A 19,036-nucleotide genomic window follows, 5' to 3' on the forward strand; every position below is an offset into this window, starting at 1 on the left:
TTCGGACTTTTTTTTTAAATCTGTACCAAACATCTCATCACTCACTTCAATAACTGTTTGATTGACTTTATTCTCTAATGCTAATTCTGCATAAGCTTTCTTTAAAGCTGCTAATTCTTTTCTAAGTAGCTCAATTTCTCTTACTTCATCTTTTGTTTCCACGCGTACAACTTTGTTTAATAGGTGATTCTTTCCATATTTTTCGAGCCAATTCTGAATTGTAGAGCCGCCTTTTATATCATATTTACGACGACAATCTTCTATACTCAATCCATTTTTCTCGATCTCTTCAACGATACTTAGCTTAAAGCAATCACTGTACCGAACTAATGCTTTCTGCTTCTTTGTCATGCCTTTTATACTTGTTTTAAGATTTATACTTGTCAATCTATTTCAGGACATGACACTAATCACTAACCACTAACCACTAATCACTAATCACTAATCACAAACCACTAACCACTAATCACAAACCACTAATCACAAACCACTAATCACTAATCATTAGTCACAAATCACTAAATTATGTGGTCATATTTTAACATCATCACCTACCTTACCATAGCCTTATGGCTTGTGGGAGGAGGGCTTATTTACAGCAAAAGTAAGGCTCTAAGAGGCCTTGCTATTATTAGCCATCTGGTAGCAACAGTACTCATAGGAGGCTTTATTGTTGCCTTGTGGAAGGGATTGGAGCGTCCGCCCTTGCGTACCTTGGCCGAAACACGTATATGGTATGCCTTCTTTATGGGGCTGATAGGTTATGCGATCTACCTGCTCTATAGGCAAAAATGGATGCTCAGCTATTCGGCAGTGATGGGTATTGTCTTTGTAGGACTTACCTACACCCACCCCGATACGATGAACAAGGCACTGATGCCTGCCCTGCAAAGTGTGTGGTTTATCCCGCATGTGATCGTCTATATCTTTGCCTATGCTATGCTCGGTATGGCTTCACTGACGGCTTTTTATGGAATTTATCGCTATAAGAAGGGACAGGAGATTCTTTCGGTCTTTGCCCTTACAGACCAGCTTATCAAGATAGGCTATGTATTCCTTACCTTTGGACTGCTCTTTGGCGCTCTTTGGGCAAAGGAAGCATGGGGGCATTACTGGACATGGGATCCTAAAGAAACGTGGGCTTTTATCACTTGGCTGGGGTATTTGGTCTATCTCCATCACAAGTATAATCATAAAGAGAAAAAGCCCTTACAGAGTTTTATCATTGTAGGGATAGCCTTTGTATTGCTCCTAATCTGTTGGTTTGGGGTCAATTACCTCCCTACAGCCCAGTTGAGTGTACATACTTACACAGGGTAAAGAGCTAAAGAAAAAAGAGACAATGAGTCAATTTGCCAAATGGTAAATTGGCTCATTTGTAAATTGTCAAATTACCAAATTATTCGTACTTTTGCCGCTTGAAAAATATATGTCTATGAACTTTCATGTTCCCACTATGGCGGAGCTTAGCGCACAAGGGATTAAGCCCGACGTCCTTTTCTGGATAGGCTGTGCAGGCAGCTTTGATGAGCGGGCACGCCGCGTGACCAAGGCTATGGCCAAGATACTCCACAAGGCGGGGGTTTCTTTTGCGGTACTGGGTGCCGAAGAAGGTTGTACAGGCGACCCCGCTAAGCGTGCTGGCAATGAGTTCCTCTTCCAGATGCAAGCGCTGACCAATATAGAGACCCTTAATAACTATGGTATTACCAAGATTGTAACGGCTTGTCCGCACTGTTTCAATACTTTGCGCAACGAATATCCTGCCCTAGGGGGTAAGTATGAGGTCTTGCACCATACCCAGCTCCTCCAACAGCTTTTGGACGAGGGGCGACTGAAGGTAGAGGGAGGAATGTTCAAGGGCAAGCGCATCACCTTTCACGACCCTTGCTACTTAGGACGAGGTAATGGAGAGTATGAAGCACCGAGGGCTATCTTGGAGAAGTTGGAAGCCGAGATTGTAGAGATGAAGAAAAGCAAAGCCCGCTCTTTCTGTTGTGGGGCAGGAGGCGCTCAGATGTTCAAGGAAGCCGAAAAAGGAACAGGAGAGATTAACAATGCTCGTGCTGCTCAGGCCTTGGATGTACGCCCTGAGATTATCGTAACGGCTTGTCCGTTCTGTAATACCATGCTCACCGATGGGGTGAAAAACCAACAAAAGGAAATCGTCCCCGTTAGCGATATTGCTTTGCTGATAGAACAAGCGGAAGAACTGTAATTAGTGACTAATGACGAGTGACAAGTGACTAATCATTATTCGCTTTTCACTTTTCACCAACAAATATGGGAAGTAAAAACAAACTCAAACGATTTAGAGAAAACGAAACCTTTGCCAATGTGATTCAGCCCAATCGAGAGGAGGTAATCGCGGGTAATTTCCCACTCAAAGGGGCGTGGGCAAGGGATTTTTTCAAAAATAACCACCCCATCGTCTTGGAATTGGGTTGTGGAAGGGGAGAATATACGGTAAATCTAGCCAAAGAGTACCCCGATAAGAACTTTATAGGTGTGGATATCAAGGGTGCACGCTTTTGGAGAGGGGCGAAAACAGCTTTGGAGGAGCAAATCCCCAATGCGGCCTTTCTTAGAACCCAAATAGAACTGATAGACCACCTTTTCGCTCAAGGAGAGGTATCCGAGATATGGATTACCTTTCCCGACCCTCAGATCAAGTACAAGCGTACCAAGCATAGGCTTACCAATCAGGATTTCTTGGCCAAGTATAAGCATATCCTTTCCCCTGAAGGGCTTATACACCTGAAGACCGATAGTGAATACTTGCACGGATATACCTTGGGACTCTTGCACGGTATGGGACATGAGATTCTCTATGCCAATCACCATATCTATCGTAACGAAGGCGCTCCAAAGGAAGTACTGACCATACAGACCACTTATGAAAAGCAGTATCTAGCTCAGGGCAAACCTATTACCTATATTCGTTTTCGATTGAAAAAATAAAGACCTTTCTAGGCAGAGAAACTCCCACAGATTAGATGGATTAGGTTATCCGTGAAATCTGAGGGAGTTAAGTTTTTATAAGAAATTATTTATCCCTTAGCGTCGGCTAAGAACTTGGCTAAACCTATATCGGTAAGGGGGTGTTTCAAAAGGCCTAAGATGGCTGAAAGGGGAGCGGTAATGACATCGGCACCTATCTTGGCGCACTCTATGATGTGCATAGTATGCCTTACTGAAGCGGCAAGTACCTGAGTCTGGTAACCATAGTTGTCATAAATCAGGCGAATATCGGCAATCAGACCAAGCCCATCGGTAGAGACATCGTCCAAGCGGCCGATAAAAGGGGATACATAAGTAGCGCCTGCTTTGGCAGCCAAGAGCGCTTGTCCTGCTGAAAAGACTAAGGTACAGTTGGTTCTGATTCCCTTTTGAGAGAAGTAGCGAATGGCACGTATCCCGTCCTTGATCATAGGCACCTTAACCACAATCTGAGAGTGGAGTGCCGCTAAGGCTTCTCCTTCTTTGATGATTCCTTCATAATCAGTGGCAATTACCTCGGCAGAGACATCGCCCTGTACCATTTCACAAATCTTCTTATAGTGCTCAAGAATGTTGGCTTCTCCGCGTATACCTTCCTTGGCCATGAGAGAGGGGTTGGTAGTTACCCCGTCCAAAACCCCTAAGTTTTCGGCCTCTTCTATCTGTGCCAAATTGGCCGTATCAATAAAAAATTTCATGTGTATAATATTTTATGACAAAGGTACTATTTTCTTTTGAGATAGCCCCCCAAAATAGGAAAAATCTTTTCACAGAAAAATTTTTTAATATGTATAAATAATCGTATCTTTGACATTTATTACAATAATCTAAAACAAACTATACATGGGAACTTATATCGTGGGGGATAGGGATTTTGAGGAAATTCCTTCCCTGAGTGCTAAAGCACTACGTATCAATCTTAATAAACATATCTACGGGACTTTCTCGGAAATAGGGGCAGGCCAAGAGACTGTACGTTATTTCTTTCGTGCAGGAGGGGCATCGGGGACTATAGCCAAGGCAGTAAGTGCCTATGATAAGAATTTTAGCGACGCCCTCTATGGGGCGGAAAAGGACGGACGTTATGTAACCGAAGGGCGCCTCAAGAAGATGCTTAGCCACGAGATTAGGCTCTTGGAGGAACGCTTGCCACGAGACAAATATCCGGACAAACTCTTCTTCACTTATGCCAATACGGTTACCACGATTGACTTTGCCAAGCGCTACAAGGGGCATGGCTGGGTAGGGATTCGTTTCCAGACAGAACCCGAAGGGGGGTATAATGATATTATCCTGCATATTCGTTTTCACCAGACTGAAACTCGAGCCCAACAAGAGACCTTGGGTAAGCTAGGGGTGAACCTTATCCATAGTGCTTTCTACAAGGCGGATAAGCCACAGCGCATCGTCAAGTACCTCTATGACCATATAGACAAAGACCTCATCGAGATAGATATGATTAACTTCTCAGGGCCTAAATTTGCGGGGGTAGATAATCGCTTAATGAGCTTGCAACTAATCAAAAATGGCATGACCGAAGCGGTGATGTTTGACGCCGATGGGAACAACCAACTCCCTGCCGAACAGCTCTATAAGAAGAATATCCTCACCCTTAGGGGTAGTTTCCGCCCAGTGACCAATGTCAATATAGACATGCTCGAACGCTCCTTGGAACTCTTTCTCAAGGAAAAGGGCGTAGAGAAGGACAATACACAGGTGATTTTTGAGATTACCCTCTCCAACCTTTTGGCATCAGGGGAGTTGGACGAACAAGATTTTATGGATAGGGCACGTATCCTCTGCTCGCTGGGCTATAAGGTGCTTATTTCCAACTTCAAGGAGTACTACCGCTTGGCCGAATATTTCTCCAATTATACCAAAGCACAGATGGGTATGGTTATGGGAGCGGATAACCTGATAGCAATTTTTGAAGAGGACTATTATAAGCACCTAAGTGGCGGTATTTTGGAGGCCTTCGGAAAGCTCTTCTATCGCGATATCAAAATCTACCTATATCCTATGCGCAATAAGGAAACAGGCCAGATAATCACCAGCAATAACATCCATGTATCGCCTCGTATGAAGGAGTTGTATAAGTTCTTTAAATTCAATGAAAAAGTGGTAGATATAGAAAACTATGATGCCAAGAACTTGAATATTCGTTCTCGTGATATTGTACAACAGATAAAAAGCGGGCAAGAAGGCTGGCAATCCGCACTGCCTAAGGGGGTAGCTGAAATGATAGAAAAGAACGGCTATTTCGGCTGGAACAAAGATAAGACTGATTAGACTAGTCGAGGTGTCTAAAAATAAAGGAGTGTTGCCCTAAGAGCAACACTCCTTTATTATAAGTATTAAATTCTACATAGTTGCAAAAAATGCTTCCATTTTCTCTCTCTCTTCCCTGGCCAGCTCAGGGTCTATAAGGATACGCCCACTGTGCTCATCGGTGATGATTTTCTTACGGGTAGAGATTTCCACTTGTACCTGAGGCGGAATCACGAAGAAAGATCCACCAGAGGCACCACGCTCTACAGGTACCACAGCTAAGCGGTTTACCACACTATTGCGAATACGTTGGTAAGCACTCAAAAGGCGTGGTTCTATCTCGGAGGAGATTTCCATTTCCTTTTTAAGGAGGGTTTCCTCATCCTTTTGGGTTTCTTCAAGGATAGATGAAAGCTCTTCTTTCTTGTGTTGTAGGTGCTTTTTGCGCTCTTCAAGTTGTTCTTTTATCTTGGAGATAGAGAGTTTCTTTTGCTCAATATCCGCTTTGAACTCTTTGAGGTGTTTTTCAGCCAATTGGATTTCAAGCTCTTGGAACTCTATTTCCTTGGAGATAGCGTTGAACTCACGGTTGTTACGTACATTCTTCTGTTGTTCCGCATATTTTTTGATAAGCGCTTTGCTCTCCTCAATAAGGTTCTTTTTGGCGGTGATATCCACATTGATCTTTTCAATATCATCGGTCAGACGCTCGGCACGACTTTCCAATCCAGCCACCTCATCTTCTAAATCTTCTACTTCCAAGGGGAGTTCGCCACGCACATTTCTCAGTTCATCTATTTTGCAATCAATGAGTTGCAAATCATATAGGGTTCTTAGTTTGTCCTCTACGGATACTTCTTTTTTTGTCATAACTATAAGTAGTTGATAGGATTCGTATTTGTATTCGCTAAATAAAATGCAAAGGTACTAAATTTTTTCGTAAGTTGTTCCCATAAAAGCAATTTTGTGAATTGTTCGCTTTCATAGTGTCCTATATCGGCCAAAAGCAGCTGTCCTTCGGTCTTGAAAAATTCGTGGTACTTAATATCGGAAGTGACGTAGGCATCGCAACCAGCGGCTATGCAAGCCCCTATAGCATCGGCACCACTTCCTCCTAGTACGGCCACTTTTTGTATCTTTTTTCCTAAGAGAGCAGAGTGTCGTACACAAGCGGTTTGCATGCGTTCCTTTACAAAGTTAAGGAAAGGGAGTTCTTCCATAGGTGTCTCCAGATAGCCTATCATACCTAGCCCTATATGCTGGTGGGCATTTTCTAGGGTATAGATCTCATAGGCGACTTCCTCGTAAGGGTGATGAGTGAAGAGAGCTTGTAAGATGCTACGCCTGAGGTGCTTAGGGAAAATCACACTGATACGGGTCTCCCCTTCGCTATGAAATACTTCAGGCACTCCTATAGTGGGGTGACTCTGGGCATTGCCCATATAAGTGCCCATGCCTTCTGTATTGAAACTACACTTGGCGTAGTTGCCTATATTTCCTGCACCTGCAGCAAAGAGGTGTTCTCTTAAGGCAGCGGCATCCTTGTGGGGTACATAGGTTACCAATTGTTCTATCGTATGGGCTTGGGGGAGGAGTATTTCTCGGTTGGAGAGTGCTAAGCGGTCACAGATACGGGCGTTGACCCCCCAGAAGGAATTATCCAAGGCGGTGTGTATCGCATAGATAGCGATATGGTGCTCTATGGCCTTGATAACGGTGCGTTCCACATAGCTGCTCCCAGTGAGTCGCTTAAGACCACCGAAGATGATCGGGTGAAAACTTACAATGAGATTACAATCCCGCGCTATGGCCTCTTCAACGACCGACTCTAAGGTGTCGAGAGTAATGAGCACCCCACGCAAAGGCGTATCGGGGTTTCCTACCAGTAGGCCTACATTGTCGAAATCCTCCGCATAGGTAAGGGGCGCAAGGGTTTCCAAGTACTGGATAACATCTTGTATTTTCATTGTAGCAAAAGTAAATCAGAACAAGGGTATTAGAAAATATTGTCTTCGGTGAGACTGCTCACTTTCAAGTATTTAGAAGAAGCTAAATATCTCTTGTTGGTGTAATAGGCAAAGACCATAGTTCCATCCTTGATAGTTTCAATAACCTCTTTGTATATGTTTGTAGGCAACACAGGGCAGCCCAAGCTACGGCCAAAGCGTCCGTTTCTCTTTAGGAAATCCTCATTCATATAGTCGGCTGTATGGATAACGATACCGCGCTTATAGGCATTGGAATTGTAGTTATGTTCGTTGCCATAGAGTTTTAGACTAAAGCCTGCATCACCATTGTAGGTCTTGCCAGTAACATAGAACCCCAAGCTACTCTTGTGGGATTCTTCCTCGTTGGAGAAATAAGTGGAGGCGGAAGTACCTGTCTTCTTGCCATGTGCCACATAGGTATGGTAGAGGATTTGTCGGCTGTCTAAGTCTATGGTATAGAAGCGCTTTTTATCGCTGTCTTTGGTGAAATCAATAATAGAAAGCAGGCGCTTATCATTGAGTTTGTTCTGTAACTTCATGTTCTGATAGCCAATATAGGCATATCTAAAAGCTTTGAAATCAAGATCATATTCTCGTCCTTTGATATCAACATACATTCTCTTGATGGCATATTCAAAGTTCTCATGAGGAGAGTGCAAGCTATCAAGTACAATACGGGAGAGCTTGGAGGAAACAACATTGGACTGCTGCCCATAGAAGGTAGTGGCTGTAATAAAACAGAAGAAAGATAGCGCGAATGAGGTAATTCTTTTCATATTAAAGAGAAGTTTATTGATAGGTGTGGCAAAATTCTGAAAATATCATGAAATATACAAGTTTTATTTTCTTCAATCTGTTAATAACTTTTCTCTGTGTTAATAAATAGAGTGATAAAATAAATTGTAATAATATGATAATAAACGAATTGCAACATTTTTGCAATAAAGGACAAGATTGTATAGTAATGAAAATTTTAACTTTTTGATTAATAAAAATAACTTTTCAGAAAGAAAAATAAAGGAAAATAGGTATGCTTTTTGAATAAAGGTTAAGATTGGTGTGCTTCTTCACTGGGCTGATTGTGTACTTTTTTAAAGATAAGATAGCACCAATAACCCACAGCAACAAAGAACAGTGCACTGAAGAGTACTAACAATATATAATAGTTATCAGGCAAGAAGAGTTCGTAAAGTATAGCAAGCCCCTTATAAGTAATCAGCTCTTCACTACCGACAAAGGCAGTGCTATATAGGGAAATACTCCAGTGGGGGAAGCGAATATGCAGGCTCTTTTGCAAAAAATATAGGACACCAAAACCCACAACCCCTAAGAAAGTGAAGTGTAAGTAGCTGATAACAAATTCTCTGTTGGGTAATACCACTTCGGCAATCCAAGGGAAGGAGCCTAAAAACATGAAAATAGTCTTGATCAAGCAAAGCAATAGGAATAGCTGCATAAGAAAGGCAGGTTTCTCCAATCGCATATAAGTTCTATATAGCTTAAAGATACTAGCCAAGAGCAAAAAGCCTGAGATATTTCCAATAATATATAAGAGGGGTTCGTTGAAAAAGCCCACCCAAGAGAGCGTAACAGAGCCTATGGTACCTATGACAAAGCTGTAGAGTGCTCCCGTGAGTCGCTTGCTGCTCACAAGGCTCTTATGCTCAATCTCGCTTACCAAAAGGCCAAAGAGTACGGCCAAGAACCAACCATTGTACTGGAAATGTAGGAAGAAGTACAAGGCACTGTTATACCATTCGCTTCCCTTACCAGTCTTGACAATAGCCACAGGAAGCAACCATATCCCGATGCTGGAGAGTATAAGAAAATAGACACCCCAGCGGACAAATCTCAAAGAAAGTGGTTTGTCATGCTCCGTATCTACACTCTTGGAGATAGAAAAGCGTATAAAGTTATATTTTTTACTCCTTTTGAGAAAGAAAATACCAAACCAATAGGTACAAATCACAAAAAGAGATGAGAAAATAATAGAATATAAGAAATATCCCCCAAAAGGGAAAGAAAAAAGCATCCCAACAATGGCCAATTGGGTGCAGAGAAATAGAATAAAATAAGGCTTCCTATCGGTCGGTCTTAGAAAATACTGACAGATGAGCGAGGTAAGTATTGTATATATCCACCCTAACAACCCAATATGAGAATGAGTGTGGGTAATGTGGCGAACATTAAAAAAAACATCGGCTATATAAGACACTCTAAGAGACAAGCCCAATAGAATGGTGATAATAAAATAAAGGAAAGCCCACTGAATATCCTTGCGAGTATCCATAAGAATAAGGTCTTTTCATTAGAAACGGCAGGCAAAAGTAAAAATAAATTGTCACATAAGTATCCTTGCAAATGCTAAAAAAAGTATAATTAATTGATGAGGATATTTTTATGGTGTGTAAAATAGATTTTTACATAAGAAAAAATAGTTTGCTTTTTGGGCAAACTATTTTAACACTAATAAAAATCAAACTTTAAGGTATGAATACATGAAATGATCTATAGGAAGTAGCGTTCTTTTTCTCCATTCTTATTAAGAACCACAATAGCGTTACGCTGTGATTGGTTGTTTTCAAGAATATTTTTTACGCTATCAACATCTTTTACATCTTTTCCATTGATAGAAAGGAGTATTTTGCCATCTAGATTTACACCATTTTCTATAAATAGTGGACTTGTTTTGGTGATTTTTACTCCACTCTTTATGTTGAACGCTTTTTTATCTTTATCAGATAGGTTCTTTACCATAATTCCTAAATCATCGGCTACATAGGAATCATTTTTTTGAAGTCTTACGCTGATTTCTTTTTCTTTACCGTCTCTTAGGATAACCATATTGACACTGTCATTAGGTCTTTTGGTATTGATATGACCACTAAGATCAGAGAAGGTACGTATTTTGATATTGTCCATCTGTGTGATGATATCACCTTTCTTAAGTCCAGCCTTTTCAGCTCCAGAATCTTCTTCTACATTGTCTATATAGAAACCTTCGGTTTGTTTGATATGGAGTTTTTCAGCAGCTTCAGAGTTGAGTTCGGTACCTGCTACGCCTAAGATACCGCGTTGTACATTGCCATATTCTATAAGGTCTTCTACAATCTTCTTTGCGATATTGCTAGGCACAGCAAAGGAATAACCTACGAAAGTACCAGTGTTAGGAGAGGCAATAGCGGTATTGATTCCTATGAGGTCTCCGTTGAGATTGACCAAAGCGCCCCCACTATTTCCTGAATTAACAGCGGCATCGGTTTGTATATAAGATTCTATCTTTCCGTTGTATTGGTTGCCTAAGTTTCTCGCTTTAGCGCTAATGATCCCTGCCGTTACGGTAGAGGTAAGGTTGAAGGGATTTCCTACAGCCAAGACCCATTCGCCTATTTGGGTATTGTCCGAATCGGCAAAGGTAAGGTAAGGTAGTTTTTCTTCTGTTTTGATTTTCAATAGCGCAATATCAGAGCTACTATCTGAACCAATAATTTCTGCCTTATAAGTTTTGTTGTTATTTAGGGTTACCTGAACCGAAGAAGCGCCATTGATCACGTGATTGTTGGTAACAATATAGCCGTCAGGAGAGATGATCACCCCAGAACCTGTACCAGCCAAGCGTTCTTTGCCACTGCGCTGAGGAGTATTCCCACTGAAGAGGTCAAAAATAGAGGTAACCTCTGGAGCGACAGTCATGTTTTTCACATGGACTACACTATTGACGGTCTTATTGGAAGCGTTGATAAAGCTGTTTTCATCAAAATTGAAATTGGCCACTTGTTGGAAATTGGTGTGGATTGCCCCTGTGGTATCCGCCTTTTGCGAAGAGAAAGAAAAGGAGTTGTCTTCTTTTTCTTTGATAATAAAATGATAGCCACCTAAGGCAATAGCACCCCCTAAAATAGCAGAGAATACAGATGTGAAATGTTTTTTCATATTCAAAAATCTTAAAATAATTAATAATATCTATTCTTTTAACTCTAAACTTGCGAATAGTAATTCTCAAAAACAGTGCCAAAAAGATTAAAATCAGAAATTTAACTTTTAATTAATGAAGTTTCTAATTATGTGATTGATTTTCTTATATATAGATTTTGTCAAATGGGAGATAGAAAATAAGCATAGAAAAATTTTTTTATCCCCCAAAAAGATTGTAAATTTGTACCAAATATATTATGTGAGTTAAATGTATGTCTTATGAAGTCATTAAAGGAAAAAACAACCGATGCAGAGAATGCTTCCTTGGTGGATAAGGTGGAGAAACACATCATAGATTATATCAAGGATAATGCACTGAGAGCAGGGGATTCGCTCCCCAAAGAATTAGAATTTGCTGAGACTCTTGGGGTAAGTAGAACAGCCATTCGTGAGGCTATGTTGCGCCTGAGAACCTTGGGGCTGATAGAGTCCCGCAAGCATAGGGGAATGGTGATTTTGGAACCTGACTTGGTGCATAACTTCGAAAAAATGCTTGATCCCGCCTTGGTGGATATCAAGATGCTCTCCAATCTTTTTGAACTAAGACTGATGTTGGAAGTGGGTATGGCCGATTTTGTCTTTACTCGTAAAACTCCCAAACAGCTTAGGGAGTTGGAAGAAATCGTACGAAGCTCTGAAGAACAACGTTGTGATAGCTTTAATTTCTATTTGGAAGAGGAAAAGAAATTCCATGGTAAGCTCTATGAAATGGCAGGCAATGATATCCTCAAGAAGTTCCAAGATGTCTTTATGCCTATTTTCCAATATGTACACGACTTGAATCGTTATCAAACCGCTTATATACTCCCTGAAGGAAGCAAACAGATCAGCCATCGTGACCTCTTAGAAGAACTCAAGCATGGTACCCCTGCTTCATTTAGAGAACTTATGCGCGAACACCTGAACGCTCACTATATCAAAGTATTAGGAATCAGTTATTAGTGACTAGTGACAAGTGACAAATGACTAATACTATTGTCACTAGTTGTTAGTCACTAGTCATTAGTCACTTGTCACTAGTTGTTAGTCACTAGTCATTAGTCACTGCTCACTTGTCATTAGTCATTATTTATGTATGATACCATCATCATAGGAAGTGGCCTAGGAGGGCTTATGACAGCCCTTATTTTGGCTAAAGAAGGAAGAAAAGTTGCCATTATTGAGAAAAACAAACAATTTGGGGGCAATTTACAGTCTTTCCTCCGTGATGAGGTACTCTTTGATACAGGAGTACATTATGTAGGTAGCCTCGGTGAGGGACAAACACTTCACAATTATTTCTCTTACGCAGGTATTACTTCAGCATTGGATTTGGAGTGTATGCCCAAGGACGGCTATGACCGTATTTGCTTTACTTATGAGCCTACCTGCTATCCTCATGCACAAGGGTATGACAATTTTGTCGCTCAGTTATTACCCTATTTCCCAAAAGAAAAAGTCGCTTTAGAGCGCTATGTAGCCAAAATACAAGAAGTATGCGACCGCTTTCCTCTTTATCGTTTTCGCTTAGAGGGAAGTTATGATGAGGCCTTGCTTAGCCTCTCCTTAATGGACTTTCTTCGCGAGCTTACCTCAGATAGGCGACTACAGGCGGTGCTACTGGGGAACAACTTCCTTTATGCAGGTACTAGGGAGTATACCCCCCTGTATGTGCATGCCTTGTCGGTTAATTCCTATATGGAGAGTGCATGGCGATTCAGGCGTGGAGGCTGCCAAATAACCCAGTTGCTCCTCAAGCAATTACGCGCTCTCGGCGTCTCTCTGTTTGCTGAAAACGAGGCGCTTGCCTTTGAATACAGAGAGGGAAAAATTTACTCAGTGATTACCTCCCAGCATAAGAAGTATATAGCTAAAGAATTTGTTTCGGATATAGATATACAGCAGTTATTATCCATAGCAGGGCGTACACACTTTAAGCCCTCGTACTATAAGCGTATAGAGCGACTTGAGCCAGTCTCTGGGGTTTTCTCCCTACACCTAGTGCTCAAGCCTCATACTTTCCCCTATTTGCCCTACAATGTCTATTGGTTTGGGGATACCCAACAAGTATGGGGAGCACCCTATTCGGATGTTTTTCCTGCGTCCTATATGCTCTCTATGGTACCCCCTAAGGATGGTGGCAGTTATTCGGACAATATGACACTACTTACCTATATGAGTTATGAGCAGGTACGTGCATGGGAACATACTTTCAATACCATAGCCGAGCCAGAGTGTAGGGGAGCGGCCTATGAGGTTTTTAAGAGAGAGAAAACCGCCCAACTCCTCAGTGTGGTCTATCAGCGATATCCCCAATTGGAAGGAGCCATTGCCCACGCTTATACCTCTACGCCCTTAACTTATCGCGATTATATAGGTAGCCCCACAGGGGCTATTTATGGCTATGAAAAGAATATTCATAAAATCGCACATACTCATATCATGCCACAAACCCATATCCCCAACCTCTACCTTACAGGCCAATCGGTCAATATGCACGGACTGGTAGGAGTTACCATAGGTGCCGTACTGACGGCTATGGCCATGCTCGGTGGAGAGGTGAAAGGGTTGGTAGGTTTTAGGGGTTAGAAATCTATACCTTCGGAGTCTTCCCCTACAGCCTCTACAGGGTCATTTCCTTTGCAATCAAAGTCGCTACCACTGAAGCTAGTGGATCCATCATCGTTCTTGGGAATAGGGAAGGGGTCTTTTGATACGGTTAAGTCCTTATTCTCATAAAGTTTCTTCATATAATACCCCCAAATAGGCAGTGCCATAGTGGCTCCTTGCCCATAGCGGATTCCCTTGAAGTGGACAGAACGGTCTTCACCGCCTACCCACACTCCAGTAACAAGGTTGGGTACCATTCCCATAAACCATCCATCGGATTGGTTCTGTGTAGTACCGGTCTTTCCTGCAATGGGATTCTTAAAGGCATAAGGATAGCCTGTGATGACATTCTTATACATACTATCATAACCATCGGCACCTTTGGTGCGTAGGCGCGCTCCTGAACCTGATTGGGTAACCCCTTCCATGAGTTTGACTACAGTATAAGCATTCTCTGGGGAAATGGCATTTCTTGCTTCTGCGGTATGTTGGTAGATGATATGTCCGTTTTTGTCTTCTATTCGGGTGATAAATGTAGGCTGGAGGTAATTCCCCTCATTGGCAAAAGCCCCATAAGCCCCTACCATTTCCAGTAGGGTAATATCGGCAGATCCCAAGCAGATAGAGGGGAGCGAGGGGATGTCCTTGGTATTGATACCCAATTTCGCAATAAGGTCAATCACAGTGGCTGGGCCGACTTCGTCCATCAGCTTGGCTGTAACAGAGTTGATAGAGTTGGCCAAAGCCGACTTGAGCGTGAGCATCTTTCCACTGAAGCTACCATTGGCATTACGCGGACACCATTCCTTGGCATTGCCCCATTTGCCAGCTTCTATACAAGTCTTTGTGTCTGGAATCTGATAGCAAGGGGTATAGTGTTTTTGGTCAATTGCCGTAGCATATACAAAAGGTTTGAAGGCCGAACCTACTTGGCGGGCGCCTTGGTATACTTGGTCGTATTTGAAATTGTTATAGTCAATACCTCCTACCCAAGCCTTGATGTGTCCTGTCTGTGGTTCCATGGAGACAATAGCCGTACGCAAGAAACTCTTATAGTAACGGATGGAATCATAAGGGGTCATCACTGTATCTATAGTACCATGCCAAGAGAAGACTTGCATAGGGGTCTCCTTATAGAAGGAAGCACGTATATCCTTGTCCGAGATACCAGCGGCTTTCATCTGTGCCCAGCGCTCTGAGTTCTTCATGGCACGTTCCATAAGGCGATCAATTTCCTCCTTGGAGAGTTTTACAAAAGGAAATGTCTTATTTTTTTTCAGGTTATTCTCTTCGGCAAAGGCCTTTTGGAGGTTTTTCATATGCTTTTGTACGGCCTCTTCAGCGGCTGCCTGCATACGAGAGTCAATAGTAGTGTATATCTTCAATCCATCGGAATAGATGTCATATTTAGACCCATCGGGTTTGGGGTTGTCCTTGATCCATTCCTTCATAAAATTACGCAAATGTTCGCGGAAATAGGTAGCAATACCCTCATTGTGCCCTTCAGGGTTGAAATTCAGGCGCAAAGGAAGTTTCTGCAAGGAGTCTTTTTCCTTGGTAGTGAGGTAGTGGTTTTTCTCCATTTGTGCCAGTACTACATTTCTACGATTGACAACCCCTTGAGGATTGCGACGAGGGTTATAGAGTGAAGAGTTCTTGAACATACCTACTAGTACTGCCCCTTCTTCTATTTTGAGGTCTTTAGGTTCTTTTCCAAAATAGATACGAGAGGCCGAACGAATCCCATCGGCATTATTATTAAAGTCGTATTCGTTAAAATACATGGTAAGGATTTCCTTTTTGGTATACTGTCTTTCTAGGCGAATGGCGATGATCCATTCCTTGATCTTTTGCAAATAGCGTTCGCCTGTTTTCTTAGACCCTTCACGATGGAAGAGGAGCTTGGCCAGCTGCTGGGTGATGGTAGAAGCCCCTCCACGTCGGCCTAAGAATACAATAGCACGTAGTGTTCCTCGCATATCTATACCCGAATGCTTCTCAAAACGCTCGTCTTCGGTAGCAATGAGCGCATTGACTAGGTGTTCAGGCAGGTCTTTGTAGGTAACAGGGGTGCGGTTATCATTGAAATAGAATTTCCCTAATAGCTCATCATCAGCAGAATAGATACTTGAGGCTAGGTTCGTCTCAGGGTTCTCTAAGCGCTTGAAGTCGGGCATTTCGCCAAATACGCCCCAGTCGGCCAAGAGGAAAAGAAAAATAATGGATAAGATCCCCACTAGGAAGGTACCCCAAAAATATTTTAGCAGTCTTTTTCTTGTAAAACCTTGAGAGGTTGTCTTTTTCGTTCCCATATGCTCTATTTAATATTTACTTTTTTGGGGACAAAAATACGACATTATTTACAAATAAGTGCTTTCTGTTGGGAAATTATGATTTATTTTTGTATGCTTGAAAATATTGCTAAAAAACGGTTCTAACTGAAATGTTTTTTTTATCTTTGCAAAGTTACTAATTTTTTTAAATTGAAATATTCCCTTATTGTACCTGTATATAACCGTCCTGAGGAGGTAAAAGAGCTATTGGAAAGCATAGCTGAGCAAACCTATACAGGCGATTTTGAAACACTTATTATAGAAGATGGCTCCTCTATTTCCTCCCAAGAGGTAGTAGCTTCCTTTGCCGATAAGACTAAGGTCATCTATTTGTATAAAGAGAACTCTGGCCCTGGAGATTCCCGCAACTATGGTATGCAAAGGGCTTCGGGAGATTATTTTATCATCTTGGACTCTGATTGTCTGTTGCCTCCTCATTATTTAGAATCGGTAGATGACTTCCTCTTGCAGCACTATGTGGATTGTTTCGGAGGCCCCGATGCGGCAACAGACCAATTTACGGATATCCAAAAAGCAATCAACTATGCGATGACTTCCTTCCTCACTACAGGGGGCATCCGAGGCAGCAAGCGAAGCATAGGCAAGTTTGAACCTCGCAGTTTCAATATGGGGCTTTCTCGCAAGGCCTTTGAAGTAACAGGAGGCTTCGGTCGCATACACCCAGGGGAAGACCCCGACCTGAGCATTCGCCTATGGAAAGCAGGGCTACAGACAGCTTTTGTGGAAGAGGCCTTTGTCTATCACAAGCGACGTATCTCATGGTACAAATATTATGTACAGGTCAAGAAATTCGGGCAAACGCGAGCCATACTTAATCGCTGGCATAAGCAGTCTCGCAAGCTTGTACACTATCTACCAACGCTCTTCCTTATAGGCTTTCTTGTCTCATTAGGCTTATTGGCTATAGGTCAGTGGGGTTTTATCTTTGTATATATAGCCTATTTTCTACTTATTTTTGCCGATAGCAAACGTATCAATCACAATAGTAAGATAGGATTTTTGTCTGTTTGGGCGGTTTGTATCCAATTTTATAGCTATGGGACAGGCTTTTTAGGCGCTACTTTGCGGCTTTTCCTCTCCCGAAAATCTCCAGAAGAGCTATTTCCTAAATTATTTTTCAAACATAAATAATTGGTTTTCAATAATTTGAAAATTATTTTCAAAAAATCGAAAAAAAAGTGCTTGAAAAGTTTGTCAGTATCAAAAAAAGTTGTACCTTTGCACTCGGAAAATTGATAGAGAAATAAAGTTTTCCAAGACATAAGAAATTCCTCCTTAGCTCAGTTGGTTAGAGCATCTGACTGTTAATCAGAGGGTCACTGGTTCAAGTCCAGTAGGGGGAGCAACAAGGTAACGCACTTATAATTAAGTGCGTTTTTTGTTTTTAGAGCTAAATAGAGCAACTAAAAAATGATATGATTTTCTCAAAAATGGATTGTATTTTTATATGTTAAATTTCTTTTGTGCTTACTTGGAAATCCTTAATTTTGTATCCAACTTAATAATGGGATAAGGATTACTTGAGAGTTTGAGAAGTCCTATTCATATTATTTGTGTTTTATGATAGCCACTGCAATCATGGAGCGGTTGGCATATTAAGAAGATGAACCTAAAAATATATGCTATGCAAACATTATTATTACAAGCTGAGATTCGGGAAATAAACCTCCCCTTAGTGGAAGAGTTTCTAAAGAAAATTGACGCTAAGAAAGTAAAGATTAAAAGTATTGAAACCCTTAAAGAAGTAGTAGAGAAAGGACGAAAGGATTACAAAGAAGGTAGGACTACTAAAATAAATCCTCTTGATATATGGGAGAACATTTAGAAGAAGAGTCTTTACCTATTATCCCTATTTATAATATTGAGCTAACAGAAGAGGCCTTAGAACAGTTAAAGAAAATTAAAAAATCTGCTTCCCCTGCTACCAAAAAGAGATTAGAGAGAATATTTGCAGAAATAGCCCTAACTCCAATGGATAGTAATGGCTTTGCTTCTCCTGAAAGATTAAAGCACTATCCTAATGAGCAGGTGTGGAGTAGAGAGTTGTCAAAGAAGGATAGGGTTACTTATGAAGTCTTTGAGGAAGAGAAAACAATCCTTGTTTTTCGATTATTGGGACACTATAATGATAAATAGTTTCGGAGATAAGATATATTTGCTATTTACCAAATAATATATATCTTTGCATTGTCATAAAGCCTATATAACTCGGTGAGGGACGCCTCCTATTGATAGGCTACAAAGCCCACACCCCCAGCACCCAAAAAGTAATACTATGTTTATTTTTTGGGTGTCTTTATTTTATAGAGTTATTTACTTAACGTGAGTTCGATATAACGAAAGCTCCCTCGGATTTTTACGGATTTCACAGATTTTCTATGTTTGTGTAATCATGCTCCTGCGATTTACACAGATTTTTATAAGACCAAAGGTCTTATTTAATTTATCCGTGGAAATTATAGAGTTATGCTTAGTTGTTGTGTTATTCTCTCCATGAAAATCCGTGTTTCACATACCCAGCTGTGAGCACTCGCTGGCTTTGTGGGAGAAAAAATATAATTTTGCTTACGACGAACTCACGTTGATAATTTGTATCAATAAAGTGTTGAAGTCAAAAAAAGATTAAATATTTAAGTTTCGCAGGCTTTATAACTTACTGATTCTCAAAACATCCCCCCTACCCCCCCCTCAAGGGGGGAGTTAGTAAGTAGTAGAGGTTCAATAAGTTATAGAAAGAAAATTTTCCAATTAGATAAACAAATTAGGCTATTTCAACGCTCTTAAAGACACATACTCCGCTCTCGCGGACTTTCCCTTTGGAGGGGGGTGAGGGGGAGGTTTTTACAAATAATTGATTATTAG

General features: G+C 41.3%; 17 protein-coding genes and 1 tRNA gene. 10 read left to right on the forward strand and 8 right to left on the reverse strand.

What is annotated here, in order from left to right; translation table 11 throughout:
• Window positions 1–351 (reverse strand): transposase (locus HMPREF1154_RS12830; RefSeq protein WP_034566716.1); only part of this gene is annotated, 351 nt, incomplete at its 3' end.
• Window positions 352–525: 174 nt separating this feature from the next.
• Here HMPREF1154_RS12830 and ccsA point away from each other — a divergent pair.
• The 3 genes from ccsA (at window position 526) to trmB (ending at window position 2,961) form a co-directional block, all read left to right on the forward strand.
• Window positions 526–1,320 (forward strand): cytochrome c biogenesis protein CcsA, encoded by a 795-nt coding sequence (gene ccsA, locus HMPREF1154_RS12835; protein ID WP_009643060.1) that lies wholly within the window; start codon window positions 526–528, stop codon window positions 1,318–1,320.
• Window positions 1,321–1,429: 109 nt separating this feature from the next.
• Window positions 1,430–2,218 (forward strand): (Fe-S)-binding protein, encoded by a 789-nt coding sequence (locus HMPREF1154_RS12840; protein ID WP_034567555.1) that lies wholly within the window; start codon window positions 1,430–1,432, stop codon window positions 2,216–2,218.
• Between the two features lie 65 nt (window positions 2,219–2,283).
• Window positions 2,284–2,961 (forward strand): tRNA (guanosine(46)-N7)-methyltransferase TrmB, encoded by a 678-nt coding sequence (gene trmB / locus HMPREF1154_RS12845; protein WP_009643061.1) that lies wholly within the window; start codon window positions 2,284–2,286, stop codon window positions 2,959–2,961.
• An 89-nt stretch (window positions 2,962–3,050) separates the two neighbouring features.
• Here trmB and fsa read toward each other — a convergent pair whose 3' ends face one another.
• Entirely contained in the window at window positions 3,051–3,698 is a 648-nt protein-coding gene (fsa, locus tag HMPREF1154_RS12850) for a fructose-6-phosphate aldolase (RefSeq protein ID WP_009643056.1), read from the reverse strand.
• A 145-nt stretch (window positions 3,699–3,843) separates the two neighbouring features.
• Here fsa and HMPREF1154_RS12855 point away from each other — a divergent pair, with 145 nt between their 5' ends.
• Window positions 3,844–5,289, forward strand: coding sequence for a hypothetical protein (locus HMPREF1154_RS12855; RefSeq protein WP_009643053.1), 1,446 nt, complete (start codon window positions 3,844–3,846; stop codon window positions 5,287–5,289).
• A gap of 72 nt (window positions 5,290–5,361) precedes the next feature.
• Here HMPREF1154_RS12855 and HMPREF1154_RS12860 read toward each other — a convergent pair whose 3' ends face one another.
• From HMPREF1154_RS12860 to HMPREF1154_RS12880, 5 genes are all read right to left on the reverse strand, one after another.
• The gene (locus tag HMPREF1154_RS12860; RefSeq protein ID WP_009643064.1) at window positions 5,362–6,138 is read right to left on the reverse strand and encodes a zinc ribbon domain-containing protein; all 777 of its coding nucleotides are present in this window, start codon (window positions 6,136–6,138) and stop codon (window positions 5,362–5,364) included.
• Window positions 6,139–6,140: 2 nt separating this feature from the next.
• Window positions 6,141–7,235, reverse strand: a complete 1,095-nt coding sequence (locus HMPREF1154_RS12865; protein WP_009643063.1) for a Nif3-like dinuclear metal center hexameric protein — start codon at window positions 7,233–7,235, stop codon at window positions 6,141–6,143.
• 29 nt (window positions 7,236–7,264) lie between these two features.
• Window positions 7,265–8,032: a murein L,D-transpeptidase catalytic domain family protein gene (locus HMPREF1154_RS12870; protein WP_009643052.1), complete on the reverse strand. Its 768-nt coding sequence runs from the start codon at window positions 8,030–8,032 to the stop codon at window positions 7,265–7,267.
• Between the two features lie 272 nt (window positions 8,033–8,304).
• A complete protein-coding gene (locus HMPREF1154_RS12875; protein ID WP_009643050.1) occupies window positions 8,305–9,546 on the reverse strand; it encodes a hypothetical protein in 1,242 nt (413 codons plus the stop codon).
• Window positions 9,547–9,764: 218 nt separating this feature from the next.
• Entirely contained in the window at window positions 9,765–11,189 is a 1,425-nt protein-coding gene (locus HMPREF1154_RS12880; protein WP_009643055.1) for a S1C family serine protease, read from the reverse strand.
• 261 nt (window positions 11,190–11,450) lie between these two features.
• Here HMPREF1154_RS12880 and HMPREF1154_RS12885 point away from each other — a divergent pair, with 261 nt between their 5' ends.
• Both HMPREF1154_RS12885 and HMPREF1154_RS12890 read left to right on the forward strand, forming a co-directional pair.
• Window positions 11,451–12,173: a FadR/GntR family transcriptional regulator gene (locus tag HMPREF1154_RS12885; protein WP_009643059.1), complete on the forward strand. Its 723-nt coding sequence runs from the start codon at window positions 11,451–11,453 to the stop codon at window positions 12,171–12,173.
• A 129-nt stretch (window positions 12,174–12,302) separates the two neighbouring features.
• The gene (locus HMPREF1154_RS12890) at window positions 12,303–13,799 is read left to right on the forward strand and encodes a phytoene desaturase family protein (protein ID WP_009643062.1); all 1,497 of its coding nucleotides are present in this window, start codon (window positions 12,303–12,305) and stop codon (window positions 13,797–13,799) included.
• Here HMPREF1154_RS12890 and HMPREF1154_RS12895 read toward each other — a convergent pair.
• Window positions 13,796–16,132, reverse strand: coding sequence for a penicillin-binding protein 1A (locus tag HMPREF1154_RS12895; protein WP_009643058.1), 2,337 nt, complete (start codon window positions 16,130–16,132; stop codon window positions 13,796–13,798). The genes HMPREF1154_RS12890 and HMPREF1154_RS12895 overlap by 4 nt on opposite strands.
• 171 nt (window positions 16,133–16,303) lie before the next feature.
• On the opposite strand from HMPREF1154_RS12895, the gene HMPREF1154_RS12900 reads away from it, so the two are divergent.
• The 4 genes from HMPREF1154_RS12900 to HMPREF1154_RS12915 all read left to right on the forward strand — a co-directional run bounded on the left by HMPREF1154_RS12900 (window position 16,304) and on the right by HMPREF1154_RS12915 (window position 18,310).
• The gene (locus HMPREF1154_RS12900; RefSeq protein ID WP_009643049.1) at window positions 16,304–17,305 is read left to right on the forward strand and encodes a glycosyltransferase; all 1,002 of its coding nucleotides are present in this window, start codon (window positions 16,304–16,306) and stop codon (window positions 17,303–17,305) included.
• 138 nt (window positions 17,306–17,443) lie between these two features.
• Window positions 17,444–17,517: transfer RNA gene (locus tag HMPREF1154_RS12905), tRNA-Asn, on the forward strand.
• Between the two features lie 281 nt (window positions 17,518–17,798).
• Window positions 17,799–17,999 (forward strand): hypothetical protein, encoded by a 201-nt coding sequence (locus tag HMPREF1154_RS12910; RefSeq protein ID WP_009643051.1) that lies wholly within the window; start codon window positions 17,799–17,801, stop codon window positions 17,997–17,999.
• Complete coding sequence (locus HMPREF1154_RS12915) at window positions 17,984–18,310, forward strand: type II toxin-antitoxin system YoeB family toxin (RefSeq protein WP_009643054.1); 327 nt, start codon at window positions 17,984–17,986, stop codon at window positions 18,308–18,310. Before HMPREF1154_RS12910 ends, HMPREF1154_RS12915 begins: the two co-directional genes overlap by 16 nt.
• Window positions 18,311–19,036 lie beyond the last annotated feature (726 nt).

The sequence above is a fragment of the Capnocytophaga sp. CM59 genome (assembly GCF_000293175.1).
GTDB classification, from domain to species: Bacteria; Bacteroidota; Bacteroidia; order Flavobacteriales; family Flavobacteriaceae; genus Capnocytophaga; species Capnocytophaga granulosa.